This window comes from Sphingomonas sp. LH128 (assembly GCF_000293195.2).
Lineage (GTDB): Bacteria > Pseudomonadota > Alphaproteobacteria > Sphingomonadales > Sphingomonadaceae > Novosphingobium > Novosphingobium resinovorum_A.
In genome coordinates this window covers 1-13,716 of the sequence record NZ_ALVC01000134.1, presented here as the reverse complement: position 1 = coordinate 13,716, position 13,716 = coordinate 1, and the positions used below count along the sequence as shown (strand labels likewise).

Genomic DNA, 13,716 nt, shown 5'->3' with positions numbered 1-13,716 from the left:
TCGCCTTCCGGCGCGGCGGTGATGCCCTGTTCGGCGAGCAGTTCGGCCATGCGGTCGCCGTCATAGACGTTCATCTGGCAGCCGAAGCTCTTGACGCGGTAGGTCCGGGGAGTCGCAGTCGTTTGCATCGCGCGCCGTTAGCGCAAAAGGGTGGGTTTGGACAGGGGGACTGCCTTTTATCCTCCCTGTCGCGCAGCGATGGGGAGGTGGCAGCCCGCAGGGCTGACGGAGGGGATTCTCCCCCTCCACCCCTCGCTACGCGAGCGGTCCCCCTCCCCATTCCTTCGGAACAGGGAGGATTCCTACAACAGCGATAACTGCCCGTCCTTCGCGGGCCGCGCGTCTTCCTCGCGCTGCTCAAGCGCCGAAAGCGTCAGGCCCATCAGGCGGATCGGCTGGGGCAGGGGCAAGTGGTCCTCCAGCAAGGCATGGCCGATCGCCGAGAACTCCGCCTTGTCCGCCACGAAATGATGCAGCGACCGCGCGCGGGTCAGCGTCTGGAAGTCGGCGTAGCGCAGTTTCATCGTCACCGTCCGCCCCCGCGCGCCGGAGCGTTCGATGCGCTCCCACACCGTATCGACGATGTGGTCCATGGTTTCGCGCAGGGCCACCGGATCCTCGATGTTCTCGAAGAAGGTGCGCTCGCCGCCTACCGACTTGCGCGGGCGATCGGCACGTACCTGGCGCAAGTCGACGCCCCGTGCGGCGCGGAACAGGTACTCGGCGAAGCTGCCGAAGTTGGCGCGCAGGAAGGCGAGGTCCTTGCCCGCAAGGTCGGCGCCGGTCTCGATGCCGAGGCGCGCCATCTTCTCCGCCCCGCGCGGGCCGACGCCGTGGAAGCGGCGCACCGGTAGCCCGGCGACGAACTGCGCGCCCTCGCCGGGGCGGATGACGCAGAGGCCATCGGGCTTGTTCTGGTCGCTGGCGAGCTTGGCGAGGAACTTGTTGTAGGACACCCCGGCACTGGCGGTCAGCCGTGTGTCGGCCTTGATCCGGCGGCGGATTTCCTGCGCGATGCGGGTGGCCGAGCCGATGCCCTTGAGGTCGGCGGTGACGTCGAGATACGCTTCGTCGAGCGAGAGCGGTTCGACATGGGGGGTATAGTCGAGGAAGATCGCGCGGATCTGCTGGCTGACCTCGCGGTAGACCTCGAAGCGCGGCTTGCGGAACACGAGGTCCGGGCAAAGGCGAACGGCGCGGGCGGAGGGCATTGCCGAACGCACGCCGAACTTGCGCGCTTCGTAGCTTGCCGCCGCCACCACGCCCCGTCCGGACGAGCCGCCGACCGCTACGGGAAGCCCCCGGATCGAGGGATCGTCACGCTGCTCGACGCTGGCGTAGAAGGCGTCCATGTCGACGTGAATGATCTTGCGCAGGCCGTCGGCCTCGTCCTCTCCCGATCCGGGGCGATGATCGTCCTGCGAAAACATGTGATATCATATAGCGCTGTTCGGGCCGAATGCGCCATCCGGAGCGGGATTTCACTGGCCATCCAATGCCAAGTGCGGCATGCGCCAGCGCATGACCTCCCCCGCACCACGCTCCGACAAGTTCCCGATGGGGGAGCTCGAATTCGTCGTCATGATGGCCTCCTTCCAAGCCCTGCAGGCGCTGGCGATCGACGTCATGCTGCCGGCGCTCGGCGCGATTGGCACCGACCTGCACTTGGCCGACCCCAACCGGCGCCAGCTGATCGTCGGCGTGTTCCTGATCTGCTCGGGGCTCGGTTCGCTGTTTCCGGGGGCGCTGGCCGACCGTTTCGGGCGGCGTCCGGTGGTGCTGACGGCGATCACTTCCTACGTGCTGCTCTCCATGGTCTGCGCGGTTTCGGCCAGCTTCGAGTTGCTGCTGATCGCGCGCGGCATGATGGGCTTCGTGACCTCGGCGATGATCGTCATGCCGATGACCATCCTGCGCGACCGGTTCGAGGGCGACCGCATGGCGCGCAGCCAGTCGCTGATCGCGATGACCTTCATGGTGGTGCCGATGATCGCGCCGATGCTGGGGCAGACGGTGCTGCTGTTCGCGGGATGGCGCTGGATCTTCGGGATCATGGGCGGTCTTGCCGCCTGCGTCTTCGCCTGGGCATGGACTCGCCTGCCGGAAACGCTGCACCCCGATTTCCGCCAGCCCGTGCGCTTCGGCGTGATCGCGGGGAACATGGGGCTGGCGCTGAAGGAGCGCGCGTCACTCGGCTATTTCCTGGGCGCGGCCTTCGTGCAGGCGGCGCTGTTCGGCTACATCAACAGCGCGCAGCAGCTGGTGGGCGAGCACTTCGGCGCGGGCACGATGTTCCCGGTGATCTTCGGCTGCATGGCGCTGGTGATGGCCTGCACCAACTTCGCCAACGCCCGCATCGTCGAGCGGTTCGGTGCGCGGCGCGTCTCGCACGCGGCCCTGCTGTGCTACATCGCGGTGGGCGCGCTTCATCTCGTGCTGGCGATGCGGGGCGAGGGGTTGTGGACCTTCCTGCCGCTGATGACGCTGTCGATGTGCATGCTCAGCTTCATCGGCTCGAACTTCCAGGCGATCTCGCTGCAGCCTTTCGCGCGGATCGCGGGGGCGGCGGCATCGGTCATGGCGTTCGTGCGCATGGTGCTGGGGGCGACGCTGGGGTCGCTGATCGGACAGGCTTACGACGGCACCGCGCGGCCGATCATGGCGGCCATGGTGATCTGCGGGCTGATCGCGCTGGTACTGGTGCTCTATTCGGAGGGCGGACGGCTGTTCCGCCGTCTCAACCCGCCGGAGTATTACCGCAATGCGCCTCCGCCAGTCGGTCACTGACGGGGCGCACGCGCTTTTTTATACCCTGCGGCCGCGGAACAGCTGCACGAGACCCACGACGATGGCGATCACCAGCAGCACGTGGATCAGCGCGCTGGAAACATGGAACACGACGAAGCCGAGCAGCCAGAGCACGATGAGGATGGCGGCGATGGTGAATAGCATGGACGTAGCTCCCAACAGTTGTGTGCGTGGGTAACGCCGGGTCCTACGGATTTGTTTCCGGTCTATTGCTTAGAGGGTTTCACGTCGTCCGGGACGACGAGAGGCGCGCCAGTTCGCGGCGCGATGGCCGGGGTATCGGCGCAGGGGCCGGTTCACGCTTGGCCTCGAAGAAGGCGCCCGCGATCAGGCGCAGCTTCTGCGGCGTGCTGACCCGCGCGCGGTGGTCCCATGCATGGGCGCCGAGGCGTTCGACCTCCCGCGCGATGCCGCCGTAGATGCCTGCCGCCGAAAGCACCGCCCAGCGCTGCCGGAATGCCAGCTTCGCCGCGCCGACGCGGGCGGAGGCCTCGTATTCGCGCGCCATCGCGCAGGCCCGCGCGACTTGCGGGACGAGGGCGTGGCGATAGTGCGGCTTGGTGATCTCGCCGGGGGGGATGTCAGCCTCCACCAGCCACTCGACCGGAAGGTAGCAGCGGCCGTTGGCGTCGTCTTCCCACACGTCGCGCACGATGTTGGCGAGCTGGAACGCGATGCCGAGGTCGCAGGCGCGGTCGAGCGTGTCCTCGTCGTCGGCGGGCACGCCCATGACGGCTGCCATCATCACCCCCACCGCGCCCGCTACGTGATAGCAGTAGCGCAGCATGTCGGTTTCGGAGCGCGGGCGCCATTCGGCGGCGTCGAGCGCGAAACCGGCGAGCACGTCCTCGACCATGGCGGGGGTGATCGGCGTCTCGCGCATGAGCTGGCCGAGCGCGTCGAAGGCGGGCGAGCCGGTTGCCTCCCCGGCCATCGCCAGTTCGGTGAGGGTGCGGATCGTGGCGAGGCGCGATTCGGGGTCGAGCTTGCCGGGGGTGGAGGCGCCGCCCCCATGTCCTCCACCGAACTCCTGCTCGTCGGCGATGTCGTCGCAGGCGCGGCACCAGGCGTAGAGCAGCCAGACCCGCTCGCGCGTTTCGCGGTCGAACAGGCGGCTGGCGGCGGCGAAGCTCTTCGACCCGCGCCGGATGGATTCGCGCGCCTCGGCGACGAGGGCGGCGCGGTTAAAGGGCATTGCCGCTGGTCTTTCGTTCACCCCACCCGTCGTCATTGCGAGCGAAGCGAAGCAATCCAGGGCGGCTTGAGACTGCCCTGGATTGCTTCGCTTCGCTCGCAATGACGAACGAGGGGGGGACAAGCCCTCCCTCGCCCGAACGGCAGGCCACGTGCATCACAGCGTGTTCGGGTCCATGTTCACGATCGGCACGATCGGCTGGTGCGCATGCATCCGGTCGAGCAGCGGCGCCAGTTCGGTATCGGCCAGCAGGATGCCCTGGTGCGCCGGACGCACGAAGCCGACTTCGGCCATGTGACGGTTGAACGCCAGCAGCCCGTCGTAGAACCCGAAGGCATTGAGCACGCCGACCGGCTTGTTGTGATAGCCCAGCTGCGCCCAGCTGACCGCCTCCCACAGCTCGTCCATGGTGCCGACGCCGCCGGGCAGGACGAGGAAGCCGTCGGACAGCTCGGTGAACTTGGCCTTGCGCTCGTGCATGGTCTTCACGATCGTCAGTTCGCAGTCGTAGTTGGCGACTTCGCCGCCCTTGCCGTCCTTGCCGGTGAGCGCTTCGGGGATGACGCCGATGCACTCGCCGCCCGCCGCCAGCGCGGCACCCGCGACGGCGCCCATGAGGCCGAGGCGACCGCCGCCGTAGACGACGCCGATGCCCTGCGTGGCAAGCGCGGTGCCGACGTCCGCGGCCAGCTGGACGTAGCGGGGATCGGCGGGAGTGGCGGAGCCGCAGTAGACGGCGAGACGCTTCATGTCAGTCAACTACCTTGATATTAACCAGCGCGCCCTCCGGAAGATCGCGCGTCTGCCGGGCGAGGTCACCCGTGATTTGGATGAGGCGGACGAAATCGATCCGCACCAGATTCTCGTGGGCATAGTCCCCGGCGACGAGCGCCTGCGGGGTGAGGCTGTAGACCTCGCCCGATGCGGGAGGCCCTAGCCGCTTTACCGCCGCATCGACAAGGGCGTCCGCGCGCCAGATCGCCTTCGTTTCATCGCGGGCCATGTGCGCCCTGGCCTCCGCTTCGGTGCCGAGCGGGGTGACTTCGCCGAGATCGGGATCGACGTAATGGAACGCGCCCGCATCGTCGGTGACGAGCATGTGCCCCATCAGGCTGTGCGCGACGACCTCGGCGAAGTGCACGCCGGTCCAGCCCCATGCGGCATTGAGGGCGTGGACTTCCCGGCTCACCTGAGGTCTTCCAGCATCAGCTTGGCGGTGGCCTTGGCGCTGCCGACGACGCCGGGAATCCCCGCGCCCGGATGCGTGCCCGCGCCGACGAGGTAGAGGTTCTTCAGCTTGTCGTCGCGGTTGTGGCCGCGGAAGAAGGCGCTCTGCGTCAGGATCGGCGAGAGGCTGAAGGCATTGCCCTTCCACGCGCCGAGGTCCGCCTCGAAATCGGGCGGGGCGTAGTGGAAGCGGGTGACGATGCGGTCCTCGATGTCGGGGATCAGGCGGCGGCCGACTTCGCGGATCACGCGCTGTTCCAGCACCGGGCCGACTTCCGCCCAGTCGATCGGCAGCTTGCCCATGTGGGCGACGGGGACGAGCGCGTAGAAAGTGCTCTTGCCCGGCGGCGCCATCGAGGGATCGGTGACGGTCGGGTGATGGAGATAGATCGAGAAATCGCGCGGCAGCACGCCATGCTCGAAGATGTCGTCGAGCAGGCCCTTGTAGCGCGGCCCGAACAGGATCGTGTGGTGCGGGATGCCGGGCCAGGTGCCCTCCAGCCCGAAGTGCACGACGAACAGGCTTGGCGAGAAGCTCTTCTTGGTGAGGCTCCTGGCCATCTCCTTGCCGCGCACCGTGTCGCCGAGGAGGCTGGCGTACGTATGCATGAGGTCGCCGTTGGAGGCGACCGCGTCGAAGCGTTCGCGCCAGCCGCTCTCGCATTCCACTTCGGTGACCTGATCGCCGATGGTGTGGACCTGCCGGACCTTGTCGCCGACGCGCAGCGTGCCGCCGAGCCGCTCGAACAGGTTCGCCATACCCTGCGCCAGCTTGTTGGTGCCGCCCTTGGTCCACCACACGCCGCCGTCCTTTTCCAGCTTGTGGATCAGGGCGTAGATCGCGCTGGTGCTCATCGGGTTGCCGCCGACCAGCAGGGTGTGGAACGAGAGCGCCTGGCGCAGGTGCTCGTCCTTCACGTAGTGCGAGACCATCGAATAGACCGAGCGCCACGCCTGATAGCGCATCATCGCGGGCGCGGCCTTGATCATGCTGGAGAAGTCGAGGAACGCCTCGTGCCCCAGCTTGACGTAGCCTTCCTGCCAGACCCCGGCGGCGTAGCGTTCGAATTCCTCGTACCCGGCAAGGTCGCCGGGGGCGACGCGGGCAATCTCGCGGCGCAGGGAACCTTCGTCGTTCGAGTAGTCGAAGGTGACGCCGTCGGTCCAGTTGAGGCGGTAGAACGGCATGACCGGCATCAGCGTCACGTCGTCGGCGATGTCGTGGCCGGAGAGCTTCCACAACTCGCGCAGGCATTCCGGATCGGTGACGACGGTGGGGCCGGCATCGAAAGTGAAGCCCTCGCGCTGCCAGGAGTAGGCGCGGCCGCCCACCTTGTCGCGCGCCTCGATCAGGGTGGTGGCGATGCCGCTGCTCTGGAGCCGGATCGCGAGGGCGAGGCCGCCGAAACCGGCGCCGATGACGCAGGCTTTCTTCACGAGACGGCTCCCAGATCAGCCAGCGGACGCCCGCGCCCGGTCAGGCTGGCGAGCGCCGCGCCCACCGGCACCGGCGGCTTTCCGGCCAGCACGCGCGCCATGTCGAGCGGGGTCGAGCGGCCTGCGTAGAAGCGTTCGATCAGCCCTTCGGGCAGCGTGTAGAAGCGCGCCAGCATGCGCCAGCGATCCGGGCCGTGTGCGGCGCCGAAGAGCATCTTGCTCAACATTCGATAGAAGCGCCCTTGGCGCCAGTGCTGTGCGGCCCTGTCATGACTGGTCCTCAATAGGGCGGACCCGGAGAGATTGTCGAGGCTGGTCAGGTAAAGCGCGAATCTTGTCGCATCGGGAATCGAGTAGGATGTCAGCGGATGGCACAAGGCGGCGCGGGTTCCGGCACGCGGCAGGGGGCTTCCGGCGCGCCAGAATGCCTCGAAATCCCCCTCGGCGATGACGGGAAGGACGCCGGTTTCCTCGTAGGCAACGCTCTCGACCTGCCAGCCTTGCGCGCGGGCATAGTCGGCGATGCGGGTGCGCAGGGCCGGGAGGTCGAGGTCGGAGGTATCGGAATAGTACGTATCCTCGACGAAGACCTCGGTATCGGAGAAGGGCAGGCAGTAGACGAAGCGGTAGCCGTCGATCTGCGCGACGGTGGCATCCATCACCACCGGCCGCGCCAGCCCATGCGGCGAAGCGAGGCGCAGCGACAGCCCGACGAACTTCTGCCAGCCGCCTGCCATGTGCGGCAGGCCCCGGCTCCCCCGCGCGTCGATCACCGCCCCGGTGGCGAAGCGGCGACCATCGGACAGGGTGACGCTGGTGGCGTCGGCGTGCCCGACTTCGAAGCCGGTGACGATGGCGTCGGCGGGCAGCGCTGCGCGCACCGCCGCGTCGAGCTTTGTGCCCGTTGCGCTCCGGTAGGGTGTCGTTAGGTGCCGCCTGGTGCCGGGAAAACGCACCTCGTAATCGTCCCAACGGGCAACGACGATGGGGTCCAGCAGCGCCTCGCCGCCTTCGGGCAGGTCGCTGGCGAAGAAGGACCAGACGTGTTCCCCGCCAAGTCGCTGATCACGCTCGAATATCGCCACACGAAGGTCCGGTCGCCGCGCCGCGAAGGCAAGCGCGATCAGCCCGCCGGCAAGGCCGCCGCCGAGTATCGCGAGGTCACAGAACGCCGGATCGGCCGATTTTTGCTGCATCGCGGCGTTGTTTAGGCACTGCGAACGATTGCTGCAACTTGGCAGACCCCTCGCTTTACTGCATGTTCGTGACGATGACAGGGCAACTCACAGGCCAACTGGCCGTTTGCGACGCCGCATCGGGGGATGCGGCCGCAATAGCCGAGATTTACGCGCACTACGTGCTGGAAAGCACCGCGACGTTCGAGACCGAACCACCCGACGAGGCGGAATCGGAACGGCGGATCTGTGAGCTTATCAAGGGCGGCTATCCCTTCCTCGTCATGCGCGACGATGACGGCAAGGTGCTCGGCTTCGGCTTTGCCCAGCGCTACGGCCCGCGTGCGGGCTATCGCTACAGCGTCGAGACGACGATCTACGTGTGCCAGGACAGCCTGAACCGCGGGATCGGCAGCGCGCTGCTTCAGGAACTGCTCACCGAGTGCGAGAAGCGCGGTTTCCGGCAGGCTTTTGCGGTGATCGCGGCCTCGGAACCGGCCTCGGTCGTGCTCCACGCGCGGGCGGGGTTCCTGCCGGTCGGTACGCTGACGGCGGCGGGCTGGAAGCACGGTCAGTGGATCGACGTGTTCCTCATGCAGCGCCGCCTCGGCGACGGCAACGAGACGCTGCCCGAAGGTGCCGCGGCATCCTGAACCTCGCGGGACGCTCGCCCCTGCTGCCGCATCGTCCGGCGGCGTGGCTGGCGCTTTGTCTTGGCCTTGCGCTGCTTTTGGTTGAGCTTGCGATGGGCCGCCCGGGCATCTGCCCTTGCGGCGTCGTCCGGTTCTGGGCGGGGGATGTGCAGTCGGACCAGAACAGCCAGCAGGTGGCTGACTGGTACAGTTTCAGCCACGTCATCCACGGGCTCATCTTCTACGGAATCGCGCGTGCGCTCTGGCGGTGGACTGCGCTGGGCCGCGTCCTGTCGCCGCGCTGGGCCTTGCCGCTGGCGGTGGCGTTAGAGGGAGGCTGGGAACTGCTGGAGAACTCGCCCCTGATCATCGATCGCTACCGTTCAGTCACGATCAGCTACGGTTACAGCGGCGACAGCGTGCTCAACTCGCTGAGCGACGTGGGGTGGATGGCGCTGGGTTTCATTGTCGCCGCGCGCCTTCCGGCCCGTGCCAGCGTGGCTCTGGCGCTTGTGTTCGAGGCGTTCACGCTGTTCATGATCCGGGACAACCTGACCCTCAACGTCCTGATGCTGGTGCACCCGATCGAGGCGGTGCGTGACTGGCAGTCGTCGGTCTGAAAGCCACGCGAGGCAACTGTTAGGTCCCGCAAAGCGTTGGTCTCCCAAGATCTTCAGGGGACCGTCATGAATTCACGCCTTGTCTTACGGATTTGCACGGCATCTGCCGCCCTTCTTTCGATGCCCGCCATCGCGCAGGAGGCGCCGCAGCAACAGCCGGCCGAGAACGTCCTCGACGGCGATTACCTGACGGTCGGCGTCGGCGCGGTCTATGTTCCCAGTTATCGCGGCTCGGATGACTACATCCTCTCGCCGGTGCCGCTGGTGCGCGGCCATTTCAAGGGCGTGGACATCAATCCGCGCGTTGCGGGCGTGGCGCTGGACTTCATTCCCGACGACAAGGATTCGGGCATCGGCTTTTCGCTGGGGCCGGTCGTCACGGCCTCGTTCAATCGCAACCGGCGCGTGCGGGACGAGGTCGTGCGGGCGGCAGGCAAGCTCGATCCGGCGATCGAGGTCGGCGTCAGCGCGGGCGTGACCAAGTACCGCGTGCTGCACGACTACGATACGCTCACGCTGTCGAGCGACGTGAAGTGGGACGTGAACGGTGCCTACAAGGGCATGGTCTGGTCCCCCGCGATCAGCTACACGACGCCCCTGAGCCCGGCGATCGTCACGGTGCTGGCGGTCAGCGCTCGCCGTGTCGATGACAAGTTCGCGCGCTACTATTACTCGGTGAATCCCGGGCAGAGCCTTGCGAGCGGGCTGCCGGTCTACAATGCCAAGGGCGGCTGGGACAGCGTCAACACCTCGCTGCTGATGGCTTATGACCTCTCCGGCGACGTGCGCGACGGTGGGCTTTCGGTGTTCGGAGTGGCGAACTATTCGCGCATGCTGAACGACGGCAAGGACACGCCGTTCACCTCGCTGCGGGGCAGTGCGAACCAGTGGGTCCTGGGCGCGGGCGTGGCCTATACGTTCTGATGCGGGGAGCCTTCGACGGCTTCGATCACCTTCCGGCGCAAGTCAGGCAGCACTTCCGCTTCGAACCACGGGTGCTTCGCCATCCACAGCCGGCTGCGCCACGCCGGATGCGGAAGGGGGAACAGTCCTTCCGGCGCCTCGCGCCACCGTCGCACCGTTTCGGTGAGGTTGGGCGCGAAGCCGCGCGGCAGGTAGCGTTTCTGGGCGTACTGCCCCACCAGCAGGGTCAGGCGCCGCTGCGGCAGTTCGGCCAGTAGCGGCGCGTGCCAGCGCGGGGCGCATTCGGGGCGAGGGGGCTTGTCGCCGCCGCTCGCCTTGCCCGGATAGCAGAAGCCGGAGGGCATCTGCGCGACTTTCGCGGTGTCGTAGAACATGGCCTTGTCGAGCCCCAGCCAGCCGCGCAGCCGGTCGCCGCTGTCGTCGTCCCAGCCTATGCCGCTGGCATGGACCTTGCTGCCCGGCGCCTGCCCGATGATGAGCAGGCGCGCGGAGGGGCTGGCCGCGACGAACGGGCGCGGCTCGAAGCCCAGCGCCGTCTCGCACAGGCGGCAGGCGCGGATTTCGCCGAGCAGGGCGTCGAGGGTCGCGGAGGCCATCTACCGCAGATGGCCACCTTCCTTGCCTGAGACAAGGCGTGCCCTGTTACCCCGCCTTGTCGAGAGCGGCGACGGGGTCCTTGGCGATCTGCGGATAATACGTCTCGAGCATGGCGTGCCAGTCCGCCGGAAGGTCTTCGAAGCGCTTCACCTTGCCGCCGTTGCCGAACAGGTTGAGCGTACCGGGGCGATCGCCCATCCGCAGCCATTCCGGCCAGCTGCGCACGTCGTTGGACTGCACCCGCGTGTCGACGTTGGTGACCGCCGGGTCCAGCACCAGCGCGCTTGGCGCGGACAGGGTGCTCACTTCGTTCAGATAGGACACCGAGCCGTCGGGAGCGGTCACTCTGGCGTGCGAGCGGTCGCGCACCGCGATCTCGCCGGTGCGCAGGGTGAAGGGCACGGCGGGGGTGTGGACGTGCTCGAAACGGGGCGCGCCCGGAATATCGGGAATGTCGATCTCGTTGGTCGCCGAAACCCGCACGCGCGTGGGGATCGGGCCGCGACCGCCGACTTTCACGGTCTCTCCCGTGATCGGGTTGCGGAGGTCGGTGAGGCGACGGCCGGTGTCGATATCGACGCGGAAGCTGATCTCCAGGTCGATCAGCTCGAAACTGCCGTCGGCGTTGTGCGTGATGCGCTGGATCGATCCGAGATTGATCGCATAGACCGGGATCAGGTCGCCCCCCGTCGCGGCCATGTACGGACCCTTGATCCACGAGAAGACCAAGCCGTCGTCCGTGCGATAGCGCAGCTTGCGATAGATCAGCGAAGCGTCGGCTGCATTGGCGGTGTCGAGCAGGCGCTTCTTCGGCGTTGCCGCCGCCGCCGGAAGCGAGGCTGCGGCAAGCGCGGTGGCGCCCAGTCCCAAGGCGGTTCGTCGGTTCAGTTTTGCCGCGTCGTTCTGCTCGATCATTTTACACTCCCCTTACTGCGATCGAGAAAGTTGATCGTTATCGGAGGAGCAACAAGCATGCGGCACGGGATTGGTCGCGTCTCGGATAGCGATGGGCTCAGCCCGCCACACGCATCTCCATGAGGGACGAGGAGTAAGGCACGATGAGGCTCTTCGCGCGGTCCCAGGCGCCGCGCAGCCAGGTGTCCTGCACGGCCGGATCGGGTGGGAGGATCGCGGGCATCGTCTCTCGCCCCTCTGCTCTCAGTGCCGCGTTCGCTTCGCAGGCGAGGAGGGCGAAGGAGGGAATCTCGCTGTCCTTCCATACCGCCGCCATGGCGAAGACCGGTTGGTCGGCGCAGGCGAACCAGCACTGGCGGCCCTTGCCATCCGTGGGCGAGGGGCGGCCCCACTCCATGAAGGCGGTGGCGGGGACTAGGCAGCGGAACTCGCTGTTGCGCAAGTTGCCGATCCAGAACGGGCTGTCGAGGTTGCGCACCGTCAGGATGCCGCGCTGTTCGTGGACCGAGGGAGGCGGCGGTACGCCCCAGAGGCGCGGGATCATCCGGCGCGGGGTGCGATAGTGCGGCCTCGGCCCGGCGATCGCCTCTCGCCCTGCCGTGATGACCGGCGCGAACTGCCCGGGCGCGACGTGGCCGCCGTCCCACGGGTCATTGCCGGATTCGGCCCCGAAGGAGCGCGCGACATGCGGCGCGGGCGCGTCGAGGCGATAGAGCATCGGCATGGGCTCAAGCCTCTAGACCCCGCCGATACGCGCGTCTATCACTGCGCCGTCCCCGGGGAGCCAGCAAGTGGCTGAGAGTTGTGGGTATGCTCCACAAGACCCGTTGAACCTGAACCCGTTAGTACGGGCGGAGGAAGTGGAGCGTCGGGTTTGAGCATGTTTCAACGCCCGCAATGCGTCTCTTTTTTCGTCCCATGGAGAAAAAGAGAGGCAATCCATGGCAGACATCAATTCCAAGCTCGAGATCGGCGTGACCACCGGCCCCATCCGTGGATCGAGGAAGATCCACGTCGGCCCGCTGGGCGTGGCGATGCGCGAAATCCACCTCGAACCCGGCAGCGGCGAGGCCCCGGTGCGGGTCTACGACACCTCCGGCCCTTATACCGATCCTGATGTCACGATCGACATTTCGGCGGGCCTCGCCCCCAAGCGCCGCGAATGGATCACGGCGCGCGGCGACGTGGAGGATTACGCCGCGCGCGAGGTGAAGCCCGAGGACAACGGCATCAAGGGGCCTGACCGTTCGGCAGGGGTTCCGGCCTTCCCCAACGTCGTCAGGCGGCCCTTGCGCGCGAAGGCGGGCATGAACGTCAGCCAGATGCACTACGCCCGGCGCGGGATCATCACGCCGGAGATGGAATATGTGGCGGAGCGCGAGAACCTCGGCCGCGCCATGCTCAAGGAATACGTGCGCGACGGGCAGGCCAGAGATGGTGAAAGTTGGGGCGCATCGATCCCGGACTACGTGACGCCCGAGTTCGTGCGCGAGGAAGTCGCGCGCGGCCGCGCCATCATCCCCTCCAACATCAACCACCCCGAAAGCGAGCCGATGGCGATCGGGCGCAATTTCCTGGTCAAGATCAACGCCAATATCGGCAACTCTGCTGTCGCGTCGGACGTGGCGAACGAGGTCGACAAGATGGTCTGGTCGATCCGCTGGGGCGCCGACACCGTCATGGATCTTTCGACCGGGCGCAACATCCACGACACGCGCGAATGGATCATCCGAAACTCGCCCGTGCCGATCGGCACCGTGCCGATCTATCAGGCGCTGGAGAAAGTCGGCGGCATTGCCGAGGACCTGACCTGGGAAGTCTTCCGCGACACCCTGATCGAACAGGCCGAGCAGGGCGTCGATTACTTCACCATCCACGCCGGGGTTCGCCTGCCCTTCGTGCCGCTGGCGGCGAAGCGCGTCACCGGCATCGTCAGCCGCGGCGGCTCGATCATGGCCAAGTGGTGCCTGGCGCATCACAAGGAATCGTTCCTCTACGAACGCTTCGACGAAATCACCGAGATCATGAAGGCCTACGACGTCGCCTACTCGCTGGGCGATGGCCTGCGCCCCGGCTCGATCGCGGATGCCAACGACGAGGCGCAGTTCGCCGAACTCTACACGCTGGGGGAACTGACCAAGCGCGCCTGGGAGCAGGACGTGCAGGTCATGATCGAGGGGCCGGGC

At 67.0% G+C, this 13,716-nt stretch carries 16 protein-coding genes and 1 riboswitch; of the genes, 5 read left to right on the top strand and 11 right to left on the bottom strand.

Features of this window, described 5'->3' with window-relative positions:
* Both LH128_RS32105 and dinB read right to left on the bottom strand, forming a co-directional pair.
* On the bottom strand, positions 1-128 hold a 128-nt coding region (locus LH128_RS32105; protein ID WP_008828850.1), incomplete at its 3' end, for a (dimethylallyl)adenosine tRNA methylthiotransferase.
* 174 nt (positions 129-302) lie between these two features.
* Entirely contained in the window at positions 303-1,430 is a 1,128-nt protein-coding gene (gene dinB / locus LH128_RS11555; RefSeq protein ID WP_008829809.1) for a DNA polymerase IV, read from the bottom strand.
* Positions 1,431-1,521: 91 nt separating this feature from the next.
* Here dinB and LH128_RS11550 point away from each other — a divergent pair, with 91 nt between their 5' ends.
* Positions 1,522-2,787 (top strand): multidrug effflux MFS transporter, encoded by a 1,266-nt coding sequence (locus LH128_RS11550; protein ID WP_202196475.1) that lies wholly within the window; start codon positions 1,522-1,524, stop codon positions 2,785-2,787.
* Between the two features lie 18 nt (positions 2,788-2,805).
* On the opposite strand, the gene LH128_RS33360 is transcribed toward LH128_RS11550, so the two are convergent.
* From LH128_RS33360 to crtY, 6 genes are all read right to left on the bottom strand, one after another.
* Positions 2,806-2,952: a lmo0937 family membrane protein gene (locus LH128_RS33360; RefSeq protein ID WP_008829807.1), complete on the bottom strand. Its 147-nt coding sequence runs from the start codon at positions 2,950-2,952 to the stop codon at positions 2,806-2,808.
* 79 nt (positions 2,953-3,031) lie between these two features.
* Positions 3,032-4,003 carry a phytoene/squalene synthase family protein gene (locus LH128_RS11545; protein WP_008829806.1) on the bottom strand — a complete coding sequence of 324 codons (972 nt, stop codon included), beginning with the start codon at positions 4,001-4,003 and terminating at the stop codon, positions 3,032-3,034.
* 156 nt (positions 4,004-4,159) lie between these two features.
* Positions 4,160-4,753: a TIGR00730 family Rossman fold protein gene (locus LH128_RS11540; protein ID WP_008829805.1), complete on the bottom strand. Its 594-nt coding sequence runs from the start codon at positions 4,751-4,753 to the stop codon at positions 4,160-4,162.
* A 1-nt stretch (position 4,754) separates the two neighbouring features.
* Entirely contained in the window at positions 4,755-5,192 is a 438-nt protein-coding gene (locus tag LH128_RS11535; protein ID WP_008829804.1) for a hypothetical protein, read from the bottom strand.
* Positions 5,189-6,667 (bottom strand): phytoene desaturase, encoded by a 1,479-nt coding sequence (locus LH128_RS11530; protein WP_008829803.1) that lies wholly within the window; start codon positions 6,665-6,667, stop codon positions 5,189-5,191. The genes LH128_RS11535 and LH128_RS11530 overlap by 4 nt, the downstream gene beginning before the upstream one ends.
* Positions 6,664-7,863: a lycopene beta-cyclase CrtY gene (gene crtY / locus LH128_RS11525; RefSeq protein WP_008829802.1), complete on the bottom strand. Its 1,200-nt coding sequence runs from the start codon at positions 7,861-7,863 to the stop codon at positions 6,664-6,666. The genes LH128_RS11530 and crtY overlap by 4 nt, the downstream gene beginning before the upstream one ends.
* A gap of 74 nt (positions 7,864-7,937) precedes the next feature.
* On the opposite strand from crtY, the gene LH128_RS11520 reads away from it, so the two are divergent.
* The 3 genes from LH128_RS11520 (at position 7,938) to LH128_RS11510 (ending at position 10,018) form a co-directional block, all read left to right on the top strand.
* Positions 7,938-8,495, top strand: a complete 558-nt coding sequence (locus tag LH128_RS11520) for a GNAT family N-acetyltransferase (RefSeq protein WP_051211476.1) — start codon at positions 7,938-7,940, stop codon at positions 8,493-8,495.
* Between the two features lie 20 nt (positions 8,496-8,515).
* Complete coding sequence (locus LH128_RS11515; protein WP_036527289.1) at positions 8,516-9,094, top strand: DUF2585 domain-containing protein; 579 nt, start codon at positions 8,516-8,518, stop codon at positions 9,092-9,094.
* A 120-nt stretch (positions 9,095-9,214) separates the two neighbouring features.
* Positions 9,215-10,018, top strand: coding sequence for a MipA/OmpV family protein (locus tag LH128_RS11510; protein WP_008829799.1), 804 nt, complete (start codon positions 9,215-9,217; stop codon positions 10,016-10,018).
* Here the strand turns inward: LH128_RS11510 and LH128_RS11505 are convergent.
* The 3 genes from LH128_RS11505 to LH128_RS11495 form a co-directional block, all read right to left on the bottom strand.
* On the bottom strand, positions 10,006-10,614 hold the full coding sequence (locus LH128_RS11505) for a uracil-DNA glycosylase family protein (RefSeq protein ID WP_008829798.1): 609 nt from the start codon (positions 10,612-10,614) through the stop codon (positions 10,006-10,008). The genes LH128_RS11510 and LH128_RS11505 overlap by 13 nt on opposite strands.
* A 46-nt stretch (positions 10,615-10,660) precedes the next feature.
* A complete protein-coding gene (locus LH128_RS11500; RefSeq protein WP_008829797.1) occupies positions 10,661-11,530 on the bottom strand; it encodes a DUF1838 family protein in 870 nt (289 codons plus the stop codon).
* A gap of 97 nt (positions 11,531-11,627) precedes the next feature.
* A complete protein-coding gene (locus tag LH128_RS11495; protein WP_008829796.1) occupies positions 11,628-12,254 on the bottom strand; it encodes an SOS response-associated peptidase family protein in 627 nt (208 codons plus the stop codon).
* Between the two features lie 43 nt (positions 12,255-12,297).
* Positions 12,298-12,408, top strand: a riboswitch (TPP riboswitch).
* A 63-nt stretch (positions 12,409-12,471) separates the two neighbouring features.
* Between LH128_RS11495 and thiC the strand changes: the two genes are divergently transcribed.
* A partial coding sequence (thiC, locus tag LH128_RS11490; RefSeq protein ID WP_008829795.1) for a phosphomethylpyrimidine synthase ThiC occupies positions 12,472-13,716 on the top strand: 1,245 nt, incomplete at its 3' end.